Below are 15,533 nucleotides of genomic sequence, written 5' to 3' on the forward strand. Positions count from 1 at the left end.
GGAGGGGCTTGTGCCCCTCCGCCCTTCGCCGTGGGTCACGGCAGTAAGTGTCCGGCTGTCACAGGCTCGCCGGCACCGGCCCGCGTACCGCTCGGGCCGTCGGCGGGGTGGTCCTTCTTCCAGATGCGCTGGACCAGTACCAGCAGCGGCTGAGTGAGCAGCGTGGTGGCGATGGCCATCAGGACCAGCACGGTGTACAGCGGACCGCTCAGCAGCCCAGCCTCGAAACCGGCGTTGAGAGCGATCAGTTCCGTGAGCCCGCGGGTACTGAGCAGGACACCGATCGTCATCGACGTCCCGGTGTCCAGCTTGGACAAGCGGGCCGCCAGCGCGCCGGAGCCGACCTTGGCGACGACAGCGAGCGTGGTGACGCCCGCCAGGACGGCCAGCGCGGTGCCGTCCAGAGCGCCGATGGACACACTGCGCCCCGAGATCACGAAGAAGAACGGCAGCAGCAGCGAGCCGATGCTGTCCAGCGAGCGCACCAGCTCCGGGCTGAGGGTGCCGTCCGGCTCGCGCGGGGTGACCACCCCGGCCAGCAGCGCACCGAAGATCACGTGCAGACCGAGCGCGCTGGTGGCGCAGGCGGCGGCGAACGCGAAGCCGATCAGCACCGCGAGGCGGGACCGGGTCGAGACGGCCGGGGAGCGCATGAGCCGGCGCAGCAGCAGGCGGGCCGGCCAGACCATCACCACGACGGTCACGGCCAGCAGGACCAGCCGCACCGGGAGGGACATCGCCGCCCCCTTGCCGCTGTCCATGATGGTGCCGAGCAGGACCGCCCACCCCACCACGTCGATCAGCCCGGCGGCCGAGACGGCGAGGACGCCGGGCACGGTGCCGGCCAGCCCGTTCTCCCGCACCACGACGATCAGGACGGGCACGGCCGTGATCGACAGGGAGACGGCCAGGAAGACGACCGAGCGCGCCGAGGCGTCGTGCGGCAGGCCGAGTTTCTCCAGCGTCCCGTGGAAGAGGAGCGCGGCGCCCGCGCCCAGCAGCATCGGCACCGCGAACGCCGCCACCGCGATCGTCAGAGTGGACCGGGACCGGCCGCGCAGCAGACCGAGGTGCAGTTCGTAGCCGACGAAGTACAGGAACAGGACGAGCGAGACCTGGCCCAGCGCGGTGAGCATCGGCGCGATCTCGGCCGGAAACAGTGTCTTGCCCACGGAGGGCGGGAGTTGGGACAGCAGGCTGGGACCGAGGGCGATGCCGGCTATCAACTGGCCGACGATGGAAGGTTGTCCTAGTTTGCGTGCCAGCATGCCGGCTCCATGGGCGGCCGCCAGGATGACGGCGGTGGCTCCCATGAGATGAGTGATGGTCTCGTCCGGACTCAAAGAATCCCCCTGAGATCGGTTCCCGCAGATGTGGGGTGAAGTGCGGTGGACCGGGCGCCGGATGACCCTCGACCAGATGCGGGGGCGCCCGTACTGACGTGGGTAATTGCCCCCGGCGAGCAGAAACTCGTGGCAGATGCGCGGGGGAGTGTGTGCCGACTCTAACCGAGGATGATCTCCACCGACAGGAAGTCGCTCGCATGATCGGAAGTTCAAGCCGATTACCCGGGAAAGGTGTTGCGGGCCGGTCGGTGCTGTCGTAGCGTCAAGCGCATTCGATCCACGGTGCGCCGGAGGCAGCCGAGCCGGGGCGACGTTCAGATCGCCCCAGCTGCGCCCCGCAGAGCAGCCACCCCTCCCTCCTATGTCCAGCAGCCGGTGCAACCCGACTTGCGTCAGCCGGCCGGAAACGCCTCCCGAAGGGCTCATCGCGTTGCGTCACTCATCGACATCGGCCGATTCGATCTACCCGCGGCCGCTGGAGGCCTACGGATGGTCCCCTGAGCTCGACGATCACTTCGCCTCCGTTGCCGACGCCTCGTGGGTGCCCGGCCGGGTCATTCGGGTCGACCGGGGCCGCTGCGACGTCGCGATCGCCGACGGCGACACCGAGGTGACCGTCGTCCACGCCGACACCGGTCCGGTCGCGGACCCCGACCCGACGAAGATGCCCTGCACGGGCGACTGGGCCGCGGTCTCGGTCGGCGCCGCCGGCACGTACGTCCAGGCGTTGTTGCCGCGTCGCACGGCCATGGTCCGCTCCAGCGCCTCCCAGCGTTCCGAGGGCCAGGTGCTCGCCTCCAACATCGACACCATCGGCGTCGTCGTACCCCTGGACACCGAGCCGGACCTCGGCCGGATCGAGCGGTTCCTCGCCCTTGCGTGGGAGAGCGGAGCGCAGCCGGTGCTGATCCTCACCAAGTCCGACCTCGCGGAGAACGCGGAGAGCGTCCGCGAGACGGTCGAGCAGTCCGCGCCAGGGGTGGACGTCCTGGTCGTCAGCGCTACCACCGACGACGGTATGGACATCCTCGCGGCCATGCTGGCGGGCACGAGCGTCCTGGTCGGGCAGTCGGGCGCGGGCAAGTCCACCATCGCCAACGCCCTGCTGGGCCGCTCCGCGATGGAGGTGCAGCAGACCAGGAGCGACGGCAAGGGCCGCCACACCACGACGACGCGAGAACTGATGCCCCTGCCGGGCGGCGGGGTGCTGATCGACACCCCCGGAATTCGCGGTGTGGGCATGTACGACGCGTCCGACGGGTTGCAGCAGACGTTCTCGGAGATCGAGCAGCTCGCCGAGGAATGCCGGTTCCGGGACTGCGAGCACGTCGAGGAGCCCGGTTGTGCGGTGCGCGAGGCCATCGAGGACGGCATGCTGCAACAGCGCCGCCTGGACAGCTATCACAAGCTGCTCCGTGAGAACGAGTGGATCGCCTCGCGGAGCGACGCCCGCCTGCGTCAGGATCGCCTCAAGGCGCTGAAGGCGCAGGGCAAGCAAGGCATGGCCAACATGATCGCGAAGCGCGGCTGACGCGAGGCGACGGCCTGGGGCGGAGCGCTGGGCGGGCGAGTTGTGGGCCGCCCGGCGCTGTGACCCGACAAGTGGATAGGCGCCCGGTGGTGTCAGCGTTGATCCGCGTACCGGCTCGGCCATGACTCCGCGGTACGCGATCCGTTCGCGTCCCGCCCCGGCGAGGGGTGCGCCCGCACGTGCCCTTCGCGATGTTCGAAGCCGATGACGACTCACGCGCTGTGCAGACCGCCGCGGGCCAACGGGAAGTTTTCTTCATCGGTCCCCGAGCAAGGGAATGTGCCCATGACGTCAGACTCTGCTGTGCCCGCCACCACGATCCGCCCCCGGCGCACGGGTTCCGCGCAGTCCGCGCGGGCCCACGCCCGGCTTGAGCTCACCGAGTCCGCGGCCGCCGGCCTGGCCAAGGTCTCCGGCGGCCGCCCCCTGGAGGAACTGGTCGCCCTCACCGCGGCGACGGCGGTGGTCGTCGGTGCGGCGGAGCACACCGATGAGCCGGTGGTGGCCGTGTCCGGCCCGGCCGGGCCGGTGCTGTCCGGGATCGGGCTCACCACCCAGGTCACCGTCGCCGATCTGGTCCGGTCCGTCGACTCGGCTCTGCGGTCGGCGCCGGTGGTGGCCGACGAGGAGACGGCGCTCGCCGGCGCGGTGCTGGTCCGCTCGGCCCGGGTGGGCGCCGGGCCCGCCGCTCAGCGGGATGTCATCGGGCTGACGCTGACCGAGTCCGGCGCGGACGGTGTGCGTGAACTCGTGGCCGACGCCGGACCGGACCGGGCCGAGGCATGGTTCCTGACGGTCCTGCTGCGGTCGGTGTGCCGCGTCCTGACGGGATTCGCCGATCCGCACAGCCCGGCCGCCGCACTGGCGTCGGCGGAAGCGGACGATGTGGCGGCGGCGACCGCGTTCGGCCGGCGCGGCTTCGCACCGGATGCCATCAGCACGACGCTGACGGCGCCGATCGAGGAGACGGTGCGCTCGCACCAGGACCGTACGGCCGTCGTCGCCGGTGCCGAGACCCTGACGTATCGCGAGTTCTGGCAAGCCGCGCAGGCCGTGGCGGGCCGGCTGCACGCGTCGGGCATCGGGCGTGGGCACCGGGTGGGCGTGCTCACCGGCAAGTCGGTCCACGCGGTGTCGGCGATCACGGGCGTCCTGCTGGCGGGCGCGGCCTATGTCCCGCTCGACCCCAGGTCACCGGCCTCGCGGCTGGCCGAGATCCTCGACGACGCCGAGTGCGGAGCCGTCCTCGCCGCGCCGGACCAGCTCACCGCGCTGCCCGTCGGCCTCTCCGCCCCGGTGATCGACATCCAGGCCGCGGTCGGCGGCCCCGCCATCGCGCCCGAGGCCGACTGCCCCGGGCCGCTCCCGGACGACCTCGCGTACGTGGTGTACACCTCGGGCTCGACCGGCAGACCCAAGGGCGTCGAGATCCGCCATCGTGCCATCGCGAGCTATGTGCACTGGAAGGTGCGCAACCACGGGCTGGACCTCGACACCAGGCTGCTCCAACTGCCGTCGCTGGCCTTCGACAGCTCGGTCGCCGACCTGTTCCCGTGCCTGGCCGCCGGCGGGCGCCTCGTCCTCGCGGACACGCACCAGTTGCTGCCGCGTCAGCTGGCCGAGTTGGCGCGACAGCACCGCATCACGCATCTCACGACCGTTCCGAGCCTCTACGCGGTCCTGGTGGGTGACCTCGCGGGTGCCGCGACCGCACTGCGCGCCGTCACCGTCGCCGGCGAGGCCACGACACACGATCTGGTGCGCCGCCATCACGAACTCCTGCCGGGCGTCCGGCTGATCAACGAGTACGGCCCGACGGAGAGCTCGGTGGGCGCCACCGCGTTCGACCACGACACGGATGCCGGGCCCGGCCTGCCGATCGGGTGGCCCATCCGCAACACCTTCGCCACCGTGACGGGCGCCGACGGCCGCCTCCTGCCGATCGGCTTCGTCGGAGAACTCAGGCTGGCGGGACACGGCCTCGCGGACGGCTACCGAAACCGGCCGGAGCTGACGGCGGCGGCCTTCGTGGCTGACGCCGAGGCGCCCGGGGGACGGAGCTACCGCACCGGGGACCTCGTCTGGTGGCGTCCCGACGGCATGCTGGAGTTCACCGGGCGGGCCGACGACCAGGTGAAGATCCGCGGCCACCGGGTGGAGCCCGGTGAAGTGGAGAGCGTGCTGGGGCTGTTGCCGGGGGTCCGGCAGGCGGTGGTCGCGGTGGTGAGCGGCCCCGACGGTGCGCCGGCGCTGGCGGCCTGGCTGGAGGCCGCGGGCACCACGGTGGAGGAGATCAGGGCGCGCGCCGGTGCGGCACTGCCGCCCGCGATGGTGCCGACCTCCATCGCGCTGATCGGCGAACTGCCCCGTATGGTGAGCGGCAAGATCGACCGGGGCGCCCTGGTGCGTCTCGCCGAGACCGCCACCGCCCCGGCACCGCCGTCCGCACCGGCACCGACGGGGGCGGGCGGCGAAGAGGTGGAGGCTACGGTCGGGGCCATCTTCGAGGAGGTCCTCGCCTCCGGCCCGATCGGTCCCGACGGTGACTTCTTCGATGAGGGCGGGCACAGTCTGCTCGCGATCTCCGTCCTCGTCGCCATCGAGCAGCAGCTGGGCGTGAGCATCGACCTGGGCGACTTCTTCCTCACGCCCACGGTCCGAGAGGTCTCCCGACTGGTCCGCGAGGCGAAGCCCGACACCGAGGACTGACCCCGGCGCCACGTCGTACGGCCCCGGCCCACAAGGGCCGGGGCCGTACGACGCCGGGCGGCGCGGGGCTCCGGGTCAGCCGATCAGGCGGGAGCCGACGGACCGGCGCATGGCACGGGACTTGCGGAGGTCGTGGGTGACGTTGACCCGCTTGAGCCAGCGGTCCGTGCCGTCGTAGCGCGCCTCGAAGGCACTACGGCTGTGCACCACCCGGTGGTTGTTCATGACGACACAACTGCCCGCCTCCAGAGCGCAGTCGGTCAGGCCGGCATCGAGCAGCTCCGACGCCGCCGCGAAGGCCCGTACGGCCTCGGGGTCCTCCCGCGGCGCCGACATGTGCGTCGCGTCGAAGCACAGCAGCGGATGCGACCGGGAGCCGGTCAGCATCGGCACCGGGCCGAGGCCCTCGATGAGGCGCGCGATGTTCTCGAAGACCAGCCGGTCCTCGTCGCTGCGCACCGTGTTGTTCTCCGGCAGATGTGACTTGTCGGGAATGATGTGGAACCGGCTCTGGAACAGGACGTCGAGGACGTCGTCGGGCAGCACCGAGAAATCCGCCTCCGCGACCGTCACGGGCACGGCGTCCGGGTTGCGCAGCGCCGACAGGAGGATGTAGTCGGCCCGGTAGGGGTGGAAGGCGTCCTCCGTGTGCAGGGTCAGCGGCGTCTTGCTGCCCGTGCCGAGCAGTTCGCGCTCGTACTGGCGGATCGGGAACACGTCGTTGACCAGGTGCCCGTCCTGTTGGGTGGCCCAGCCGAACGGTTCCCCGAGGAGCGCACCGTAGAGGAGGACGAGGATCTCCTCGGGCAGTTCGTGGTGGATACGCGTCTCGTCCTTCCAGTGCACGGGCGTGGGTCCGATGCGCTCGTCGTCGACGAGATGCCCGCTGACCGCACAGAAGCCGTGGGCCTGGTCGAGGGAGAAGGTACGCAGAAACCGCCGGACCCGGCCGGGCAGTCCGTCGGTGAGCAACGGCAGGTCCTGGAGCAGGCGCTCGTCGTCGGCCGCCGGGTACTGCTCGGCCAGGCGCAGCGTCAGTTCGGACACCTGCCGGGCCTCGGCCGCGGTCAGCCGCAGCTCCGTCCCGGTCTGGGGCCTGATGGACGTCGTCATGGTTCAACTCCTCATGGGCAGGGGCAAAGGGACCGGATCAGGCGTCGAACCGGAAGCCGCCGAAGGACCGTGTCGCGGGCGCCGCCTCCGGCCCGGGTTCCGCGGGGTCCCGCAGGAGGCGAGCCACCTCGTCGGCTAGGCGCTGGACCATCCGCTCCGCGGTGTCCGCGGCGTAGCGCGCGGTGTCGTACTGGAGCAACAGCCGCATTCCGTCCGGGTGTTCCACGAACTGGAAGGACAGCTCGAACATGCCGACGCGCAGGGGCACCGGCCCGCCGCGCAGGGCGATGCCGTCCGGCGGGCGTGGGCCGGTCTCGATGTGCGGGTACAGGGCCACCCACACATCGAAGAACGGCATCCGTCCGGGGGCGCGCGGGGGAGCGAGCGCCGCCACGAGCGTGTCGAAGGCCACCTCGCTGTGGTCCACCGCGTCCACCGTGCGCTGCGCGACCTGATGTACGAGGTCGTCCGCCGACATGTCCTCGCGGACCTCCAGCCGCAGCGGGACGGTCGCGATGTGGAAGCCGACCGCCTCGTGCGCTCCGAGCCGGGCCCGGCGGTCCACCGGAGTGCCCAGACAGATGTCCGTGCTGCCCGTGATCCCGGCCAGCGTGCGCGAGACGGCGGCGGTCAGCGGGACGAACGGGCCCGCGTGGTGCCGCCTGCCCAGGTGTGTCAGTTGTCGCAGCACATCCGGGCCGATCTCCCGTACGGCTGTGCCGGTGGTGCTGCCGGCCCGCTCCGTGCGCGGGCCGCGCACCGGAAGGGGAAGCGGGGCCGGCGGCGGCAGGAGCACACGGCGCCAGTGGTTGAGGGAGGCCGCTGGGTCCGGCGAGCGGTGAGCGGCCGGTTCCGTCGGCGGCTCGGCGGCCGCCGGATCCGCGTAGGCCGCCACGAGTTGCCTGGCGAGGATCTCCAGACTGCGTCCGTCGCACACCAGATGGTCCGCGAGCAGCAGGAGCGACCACCGGCCGCCGGGGCGCAGGAACAAGGTGGTCCGCGCGAGGGGGCCGGTCGACGGGTCGAACGGCACGGTGAGGCGCTCGTCCACCAGGGCGCCGAGCCCGGCGTCACCCGCCTCGTCCCCGGTCAGGTCGACTGTCTCCAGCGGGGGTATGCCGTCGGTGACCACCGCCCGCGGTTCGCCCTGGGCCTCGACGAAGACGGTCCGCAGCGCCGGGTGACGCCGGGCCAGGACGGACAGCGCGGCCGTCAGCCGGTCGACGTCCACGGCACCCTCGCCGTCCAGCAGACAGGGAACCGTGTAGGCCATCAGGCCGACGTCCCCGCGCTGCCGTTCGAGCCACAGCCAGCGCGTGGCTTCGGCGACTTCGGTGCCGGGCAGCGCGGCGGCGGGCCGTTGGGGCGGGACGGCGGGTTCGGTGGTCCCGGGGGCGAGGCCGGCGAGCCGGGCCGCGAGGAGTTCGGGCGAGGCGGCGTCGAAGACGTCCCGCACCCGGACCCGTACGCCGAATGCCTCCTCCACCGCCACGGCGAGGGCCAGCGCGGACAGGCTGTGTCCGCCGGCGAGGAAGAAGTCGGTGTCCGCGGTGACGTCGTCCAATTCGAGTGCCGTGGCGAACAGTTCGCACAGCCGCTGTGTCGGATCGAGTTCAGTCATGGTCGCCCCATCCCCAGCGCCGGAGCCGGTGTCAGAAGTCATAGTGTGTGTCGCCCCAAACCGAGCCGGGTGCGGACGGGGCGGGAGCCGGCGGGCCGGTGGTCGGCGTGATCCGACCGGTCGCCACATTCCGTAGGGCGTCGGCGACATGATCGACGTAGCTCGCGGCCTCGGCCTCGTCGAGGAGGTTGTCGTCGTAGGTGAGGTCGAGATGGAGCGCGTCGCCCCTGACCCGTGCGTACAGCCAGAGGTCGCTGGTGGCGGGCAGATCGTTCACCAGCAGGTCCTCGACCACCTGGCTCTCGGGGCGCAGCCCGGCGTTCTCCCAGCTCACGCCCAGGTCGAGCAACAGGCTGCGGCCCCGTGCCGCGCGCAGGCCCAGCCGTTCCGCGAGCACGTCGAAGGGCAGCCGGGAGTGCTCGTACGCCTCGACGATGCCGCTCTGGACCCGGGTCAGCAGCTCCCTCCCGGTCGCCGCGCCGTCCAGCGTGACCCGTAGGGGCACCGCGTTGACCAGATAGCCGATCAGCGCGTCGGCCTGGGGCCGGTGCCGGAGCCCCGCGGCGAAGCCGACGACGAGGTCGGTGGCTCGGGTGCGCTGGTGCACCGTGCGGGCGAAAGCGGTGACGACCTGTGCGAACGGGGTCGCGGGGGCGTCGCCGAGCACCGCCGCGGGAAGGGACCTGTGGACCAGTCCGGTCCGGCCCCGGCGGCTGCGGCGGCGGGCCGGGTCCACCGGGTCGGGCCCTGCCACGACGCCGCGCAGCCGCTCCCGCCAGAACTCCACCTCCCGCTCGGCCTCGGGCCCGGCCAGCCACTCCTGTTCCTCGCGCACCCACTCCTGGTAGCTGTAGGTGAGCCGGGGCAGGTGCGGGGGTTCGCCCGCGACGGCCCGCTCGTACGCGGTGAAGAGGTCGCGCAGCAGCACGTCGACGCTCGCGCCGTCGTAGATCAGGTGGTGTGCGGTGACGGTGAGCAGATCACCGCCGACGGGCCCCGCGAGCAGCCGCAACTCGAACAGCGGCGCCCTGGTGAGGTCGAAGCCGACCCGGCGGGCGTCGTGCAGCGCGGCTGCGACCTCCGGGCCCGAGGGGTCCGCGCCGGGCAGATCCACCACGACCAGCGGTGCGCCGTTCGGCAATCGGTCCAGCACCGTGAGCTCCGCCTCGGTCCCCCGGGGCAGGACCTGGGCGCGCAGCATGTCCTGGCGCTCGACGACGGCTTCGAGGGCGCTGCGCAGCGCGTCGGCGTCGATCCTGCGTCCCAGCCGTACGAGGTCGGAGATGAGGAAAGTGTCCGAGCCCGCCAACCGTGAGGTCAGCCAGACACGGCGCTGCGCCCGGGACAGCGGCAGAGGTCCGCTGCGCGGGCCGGGCCCGGAGGCCGGGTCCCGCTCCGCCGCCACGTCTGCCGACCGGTCGGCCAGGGCCGCGGTGAGCGTGGCCACGCTCTGGAAGGTGAAGACGGTGTGCACCTTGACGTGCAGGGCATGCGCGATGCGCGCGGCGGTCAGACTGTGGCCGCCCAGCTCGAAGAGGTTCGCGTCCGGGTCCGTGACGGGACGCTCCAGGATCTGCGTCCACACGTCGGCGACGTGCTGCTCGGCCGTGGTGAACGGTCGGGTGTCGGCGGGGAGTTCCGCGGCTGCCAGGGCCTCTTCGGGGGCGGGCAGCGCCCGGCGGTCGAGTTTGCCGCCCGCGGCCACCGGGAGCGCGGGCAGGCGCACGAAGGCGGCGGGCATCATGTAGGGAGGCAGCCGTCGCGCGAGGTACCGGCGGAGCGCCGCCGGATCCGCCTCCCCGACCACATAGGCGACGAGGCGTGGATCGCCGTCGGCGCCGGTCGCCGGGAGCACCGCGGCGTTGCGCAGCCCGGGGGCTTCGGCGAGGACCACGGCCACCTCGTTCGGTTCGACCCGGTTGCCCCGGATCTTGAGCTGGTCGTCGGCCCGGCCCAGGTATTCCAGGCGTCCGTCGGGCAGCCGGCGGGCCAGGTCGCCGGTGCGGTACATGCGCTCTCCCGGGCGTACCCGGCTGGTCACGAAGCGGGCGGCGGTCAACTCCGCGTCGCCGAGGTAGCCGCGGGCCAGGCCCGCTCCGCCGACGCACAGTTCGCCCGGCGCGCCCAGCGGCACCAACTGGCCCCGTTCGTCGAGCAGGTCCACCCACTTGCCCGGCAGCGGGCGCCCGATCGAGGCGTCGCCGGAGGACGTCCGGGACCGCGTGTCCGGCGTGCCGGGCGGCCGGGCCGTGTCCACCGGCTCCACCGTGGTCACCACGCTGTCCTCGGCCGGGCCGTACTCGTTGAACAGCCTCACCCCGGGCAGGAGTGCGGCATGGCGGGCGGCGAGCGCCCGCGTGACCCGCTCCCCGCCGAGCACGATCTCCCGCACCTCGCGGAACGCCGGGCCGACCTCGTCGAGCAGCATCTGGTACAGACTCGGCACGAGCAGCACATGGCGGATCGGGTGCTGCCGCACGACCGCGGCCACCTCCTCGGGTGTGAGCAGCTGATCCCGGGTGACCACCACCATGGGCGCGCCCGAACCGAGCGCACTGAACACGTCGGCGATACCCGCGTCGGCATGGATCGGATCGACCTGGAGCACCGCCCCGCCGGCGTCGAGGCCGTAGTGGTCGATCCGGAAGCGGACGGAGCTGACAATCCCGCGGTGCTCCACCATGACGCCCTTGGGCGTTCCGGTGGAGCCGGAGGTGTAGACGACGTAGGCGAGGTCGGCGGGCCCGGCGGGACGCGGCGGCTGTGGCTCGGCCCGGACAGGAGCGGCCTCGGACGTGTCGCCGACGGTCACCGTGGGCAGGCCCGCGTCGGCCGTGATCCGGGTGTGGCCGGCCGATGCCACGGCGGCGACGGCGCCGCTGTCGTGGAGCACCCCCACCAGCCGGGCCGTCGACTGCTGCGGATCGAGGGGAAGGAATGCCGAACCGGTCCTGAGGACGGCGAGCAACGCGACCGGCATCCACTCGGAGCGCTCGCACAGGACCGCGACCACCCGGTCGGGGCCGGTCGGTGCCACCGCCGCGATCCGCGCGGCCAGAACATCGGCCCGGCGGTCCAGTTCGCGGTAGGTCAGGACACGGTCGCCGCAGACGACGGCCCGGCTCTCGGGCGCGCGCCGCACCTGCGCGAGTACGAGGTCGAGAAGCGTGCCCGCCGTGCGCGCGGCGGCGGGGCTCTCCCCGGTACCGGCCGCGAGGAGCGCGGCGCGCTGTTCACCGGGCAGCAGGGGGGCCGTACCCACGGGGGCCGAAGGGGCGTCCGCCAGAGCGGTCAGGAGATGGTCCAGCTGGCCGGCGAGCCGGTGCGCCGTCTCCGCGTCCAGTACGTCCTCGCGGTAGGTGATCGCCACCTCGATCGGAAGGCCCGCGCCGGGCTCGCTGAAACTGAAAGCGAGGTCGAACCCTTCCGCGCCGCTGTCCAGGCGGATGTGCTCGGCCGCCGGCCCCTCCTCGCTGCCGAGCGGGTTCGTACCGGAGAGGGCGGCCTCGACCAGCACGTCGAAGAGCGGATTGCGTCCCGTGATCCGTTCGAGCTCCATCGCCTCCACGAGGCTCTCGAAGGGGTACTCCTCGTGGGCCCGGACGTCCCGCGCGTGCGCCGCCACCGCCGCCACCAGATCGGCGAAGCCGCGGTCCGGATCGACCGCGGTGCGCAGCGCCACGGTGTTGACGAACAGCCCTACCGAGTCGGCCAGTTCGGGCCGGTCGCGCCCCGAGACCACCGTGCCGAGCACGATGTCCTCGGCCCCGGTCCAGCGCAGCAGCAGGACCCGGACGGCGGCCACCATCGCCGTGAACGCAGTGGTGCCGAGCGCTCGGCAGAGCTCCTGTACGGACCGGGTCGTGCCGTCGCCGAGCGTCAGCCGGACGGTGCCCGCCGCCGAACCGCGCTCCGCCGGCCGGTGGCGGTCGAGCGGCAGATCGACGCTCGGCGCGCCGTCCAGCGTGCGCCGCCAGAACGCACTGCTGTGCGCGTCGTCGGGGCGGGTCCGCTGCCCGAGCGCGTACGCACCGTACTGCGTGGGCTCCGAGACCTGTTCCCGGCCGTCCAGGAACCGTTGGAGGTCGCGCAGGATCACCGCGAACGACCAGCCGTCGCAGACGCTGTGGTGGACGGACAGCAGGAGTGTGCCGCCGGGGCGGCCGTCCTCCATCAGCCAGTGGGCACGCAGCAGGGGGCCCTCGGCCGGATCGAACACCTGGCGCTGCTCCACATCGGCGACGCGCCGCAGCAGGGCGGCGGTGCCTCCGCTGCCGGCCCGGTGGACCAGCAGTTCGGGCCGGGCCCGCTCGGGAGGCAGCACGATCTGGCGCAGGTCTTCGGCGTCGGCGCGGAACACGGTGCGCAGGGCCTGGTGCCGGTGCACCGTCCGTTCCAGCGCGGCCGCCACGTCGGCCGCCTCGGGGGCGCCGGGCAGCCGGAATGCCTCCACCATGTTGTACGGGCGCAGTTCCCCGCCCTCGTACTGTTCGAGGAACCACATCCGGCGTTGGGCGTTGCTCGCGGGGACGGGGCCCGGGGTCTCGGGCCACGGTGCCCGGGTGGCGGGGTCCGGACGTCCGCCGGTGGCGGCACGGCGCAGCAGGGCGCCGAGCCCTTCGGGGGTGCGCGCGGTGAACACGTCGCGGACGGTGATCACGCCGCCGTCGGCGGCCGCGCCGAGGCGGCCCGCCAGGACGGCGGCGGTGAGGCTGTGGCCGCCCGCCGCGAACAGGTCCTCGTCCGCGGCGCGCGGCGGGGCGCCGAGCACATCGGCCCAGATCCGGGCGGCGGTGCGGTCGGCTTCGTCCGCCGGCTGCCAGACCTGCCTGTCCAGGCCCGCCACATGGGCCAGGATGGCCACGCGGTCGATCTTGCCGTGCAGGGTGACGGGCAATTCGTCGAGTCGCAGGATGCGGGCCGGGACCATGTAGCCGGGCAGGCGCAGCTCCAACTGGCGGCGTACCCGGGCCGGTTCGGTCTCCGGGTCGTCCGAGGTGTAGACGGCCACGAGGGTGGGCGGCCCCGAGGCGGCGGTGAAGGGAAGCACCGTGCCGGCGACGATGCCCGCGACCGCGCTGAGGGACGCCTCCACCTCGCCGAGTTCGACCCGGTTGCCGTGGATCTGGATCTGGTTGTCCCGGCGGCCCAGGAAGACCAGCTCGCCCTGGTGGTTCCAGCGGCCGAAGTCGCCGGTCCGGAAGGCCCGCACGCCGGGGTGCGCGGGGAGCTCGCAGAACCGGCCCGGACCGGTCGGTTCGTCGTCGAGGTAGCCCCGGGCCACACCCGCCCCGAGCACATGGATCTCGCCGGGGATGCCGGGCGGTGCGTGCTCCCCGTGGGGGGTCAGCACCAGTACGCCGAAGCCCTCGGACGGTCTGCCGACCGGGACGGTGGTCAGCTCGGGGAAGGCCGACCCCGGGCAGGTGAAGGTGGCCGCCTCGATGGTGGCCTCGGTGGGCCCGTACAGGTTGGCGAAGGTACCCACGCGCAGCCGGTCCGCCAGCCGGGGCAGGAGGCCCGCCGGGATCTCGTCGCCGCCCAGCAGGCAGATGCGGATCTCCTCGGCCGCTCCCGCGGGCAGCCCTTCGGCCATCACGGCGAGCAGGGACGGAACACAGTTGAGGACGTTCACGCGACGGCGCCGCATCGTCGTCCAGAACTCCGCGGGCGCGAGCGTCTGGGGCGAGCCCATGACCACCACGCAGCCGCCGGCGGCGAGCGTGGTGAATATCTGGTAGGTCAGGGCGTCGGAGGTCACCGCCGACAGGAGGGCGCAGCGGCTCTCCTCGTCGAAGCCGACGAGCCGCCCCGAGGCGAGGGTCTTGTGGGCGAGCTGACGGTGGGTGAGTGCCACCGGGCGGGGGAGTCCGGTCGATCCGGAGGTGAAGAAGAGGATGGCTTCGTCGTCGGGACCCGGTTCGGCCACCACCTGCGTGCCGCCGTCGGCCGCGGTGGTCAGGGCCTGCGGGGACACCACCGGGACGGGCGTCTCCCCGGGCAGCTCGTCCTGCGCGGAGATGACGCAGACGGCCCCGCTCAGGCGCAGCTGACGGGCGACCCGGGCCGGCGGGTGCGAGGGGTCGAGAGGCACGAACGAGGCGCCCGCCCGCAGCACCGCCAGCACCGCGAGGACCAGTTCGGGGCTCTTGGGCAGCAGCAGGGCGACCCGGTCGCCGGGCTTCACGCCGTGGTCGAGGGTGAGGGCCCGCGCGGCGTGCGACGATCGCAGCGCCAGCTCCCGGTGACTCCACCCCAGCGTGTCGTCGGATACCGCCTCGCGATCCGGGAAGCGGGCGGCGGCGTCGTCGACGATGCCGGTGAGGGTCGCGTCGGCGAATTCCGCCACGACGGGCAGGCCCGACCATCGCTCCAGTTCGGCACGTTGCGCGGGACCGAGGACGTCCAGCTCCGTGACCGCTCGCCGAGGAGAGCGGCCGAGCTCCGCGAGGGCGGCCGCCGTGCACCGCAGAAGGGCCGCCGCGGCCACCGGCAACTCGCCGCCCGCCTCGGCGGTCAGGGTCAGCCGGCCGCCGGAGCGACGCAGCGTCAAGCACAGGCCGACCGGTTGCAGCAGCCTGCCGCCCGCCTCCTCGCACACGACGCCGAGCCGGCCGAGGGCGTGGCCCACGGGCGCACCGGCGAGCCGCAGCCGGGCGGCGACCGTCTCCCGGTCGGGCCAGGCGAGGGGCAGCGCGGATTCGAATTCGGTGTGCAGCGCCGTCAGGAAGGCGGCGGCCGGTGCCGCGCGGTCGAGGGGAGCGCAGAGCGCGAGTTCGCGTGGCGCCGCGTCCGTGTCGGTCCCCGTGGCGCCCCCGGGCGACGGGGTGGGGGCGGGCACCAGGACCACATGCCGTGCTTCTTCGTCGAGGGCGGCCAGCGCGAGCCGCGCGGCCGCGACGGTCAGGAGCAGGAGGCCGGTCGCGTCGCCACCCGCCAGGGCGTCCAGCCGCTCGGTGACCGTGGATTCCAGGACGCATTCCTGTGTGTCACCTGCCGGGGATACGACATCCAGGAAGGGAACTCCGTGGCCGGCCGCCAAACGGGCGAGCCAGGATTCGGTCAGGGCATTGTCACTCAGCATTTCGCACGCTCACCCAATACCTTCGATGGTCTGACGAACATGACGGCACCGTAAGATCCTGCGCAAGAGAAATAGATCTTGTCAATAATGAATCCGATGTCCGCGGTCGGCCATTGCCCTCCCTTCCGT

Annotated in this window: 6 protein-coding genes; 2 read left to right on the forward strand and 4 right to left on the reverse strand. The window is 72.8% G+C overall.

Annotation, left to right across the window (positions count from 1 at the left end; genetic code table 11):
• Window positions 1–35: 35 nt before the first annotated feature.
• The gene (locus ACLJWH_RS38830; protein ID WP_411146527.1) at window positions 36–1,313 is read right to left on the reverse strand and encodes a cation:proton antiporter; all 1,278 of its coding nucleotides are present in this window, start codon (window positions 1,311–1,313) and stop codon (window positions 36–38) included.
• Window positions 1,314–1,776: 463 nt separating this feature from the next.
• Between ACLJWH_RS38830 and rsgA the strand changes: the two genes are divergently transcribed.
• On the forward strand, window positions 1,777–2,877 hold the full coding sequence (gene rsgA / locus ACLJWH_RS38835) for a ribosome small subunit-dependent GTPase A (RefSeq protein ID WP_411146528.1): 1,101 nt from the start codon (window positions 1,777–1,779) through the stop codon (window positions 2,875–2,877).
• A 285-nt stretch (window positions 2,878–3,162) separates the two neighbouring features.
• Complete coding sequence (locus tag ACLJWH_RS38840) at window positions 3,163–5,586, forward strand: non-ribosomal peptide synthetase (protein ID WP_411146529.1); 2,424 nt, start codon at window positions 3,163–3,165, stop codon at window positions 5,584–5,586.
• Window positions 5,587–5,661: 75 nt separating this feature from the next.
• Here ACLJWH_RS38840 and gntD read toward each other — a convergent pair whose 3' ends face one another.
• Genes gntD through ACLJWH_RS38855 form a run of 3 tightly spaced genes read right to left on the reverse strand, consistent with a single transcriptional unit; the run spans window position 5,662 to window position 15,404 of the window.
• Window positions 5,662–6,699 carry a guanitoxin biosynthesis L-enduracididine beta-hydroxylase GntD gene (gene gntD / locus ACLJWH_RS38845; protein WP_411146530.1) on the reverse strand — a complete coding sequence of 346 codons (1,038 nt, stop codon included), beginning with the start codon at window positions 6,697–6,699 and terminating at the stop codon, window positions 5,662–5,664.
• Between the two features lie 37 nt (window positions 6,700–6,736).
• Window positions 6,737–8,320: a condensation domain-containing protein gene (locus ACLJWH_RS38850; RefSeq protein WP_411146531.1), complete on the reverse strand. Its 1,584-nt coding sequence runs from the start codon at window positions 8,318–8,320 to the stop codon at window positions 6,737–6,739.
• A gap of 31 nt (window positions 8,321–8,351) precedes the next feature.
• Entirely contained in the window at window positions 8,352–15,404 is a 7,053-nt protein-coding gene (locus tag ACLJWH_RS38855) for an amino acid adenylation domain-containing protein (protein WP_411146532.1), read from the reverse strand.
• Window positions 15,405–15,533 lie beyond the last annotated feature (129 nt).

Origin of the sequence: Streptomyces sp. x-80 (genome assembly GCF_046549095.1) — a bacterium.
GTDB classification, from domain to species: Bacteria; Actinomycetota; Actinomycetes; order Streptomycetales; family Streptomycetaceae; genus Streptomyces; species Streptomyces celluloflavus.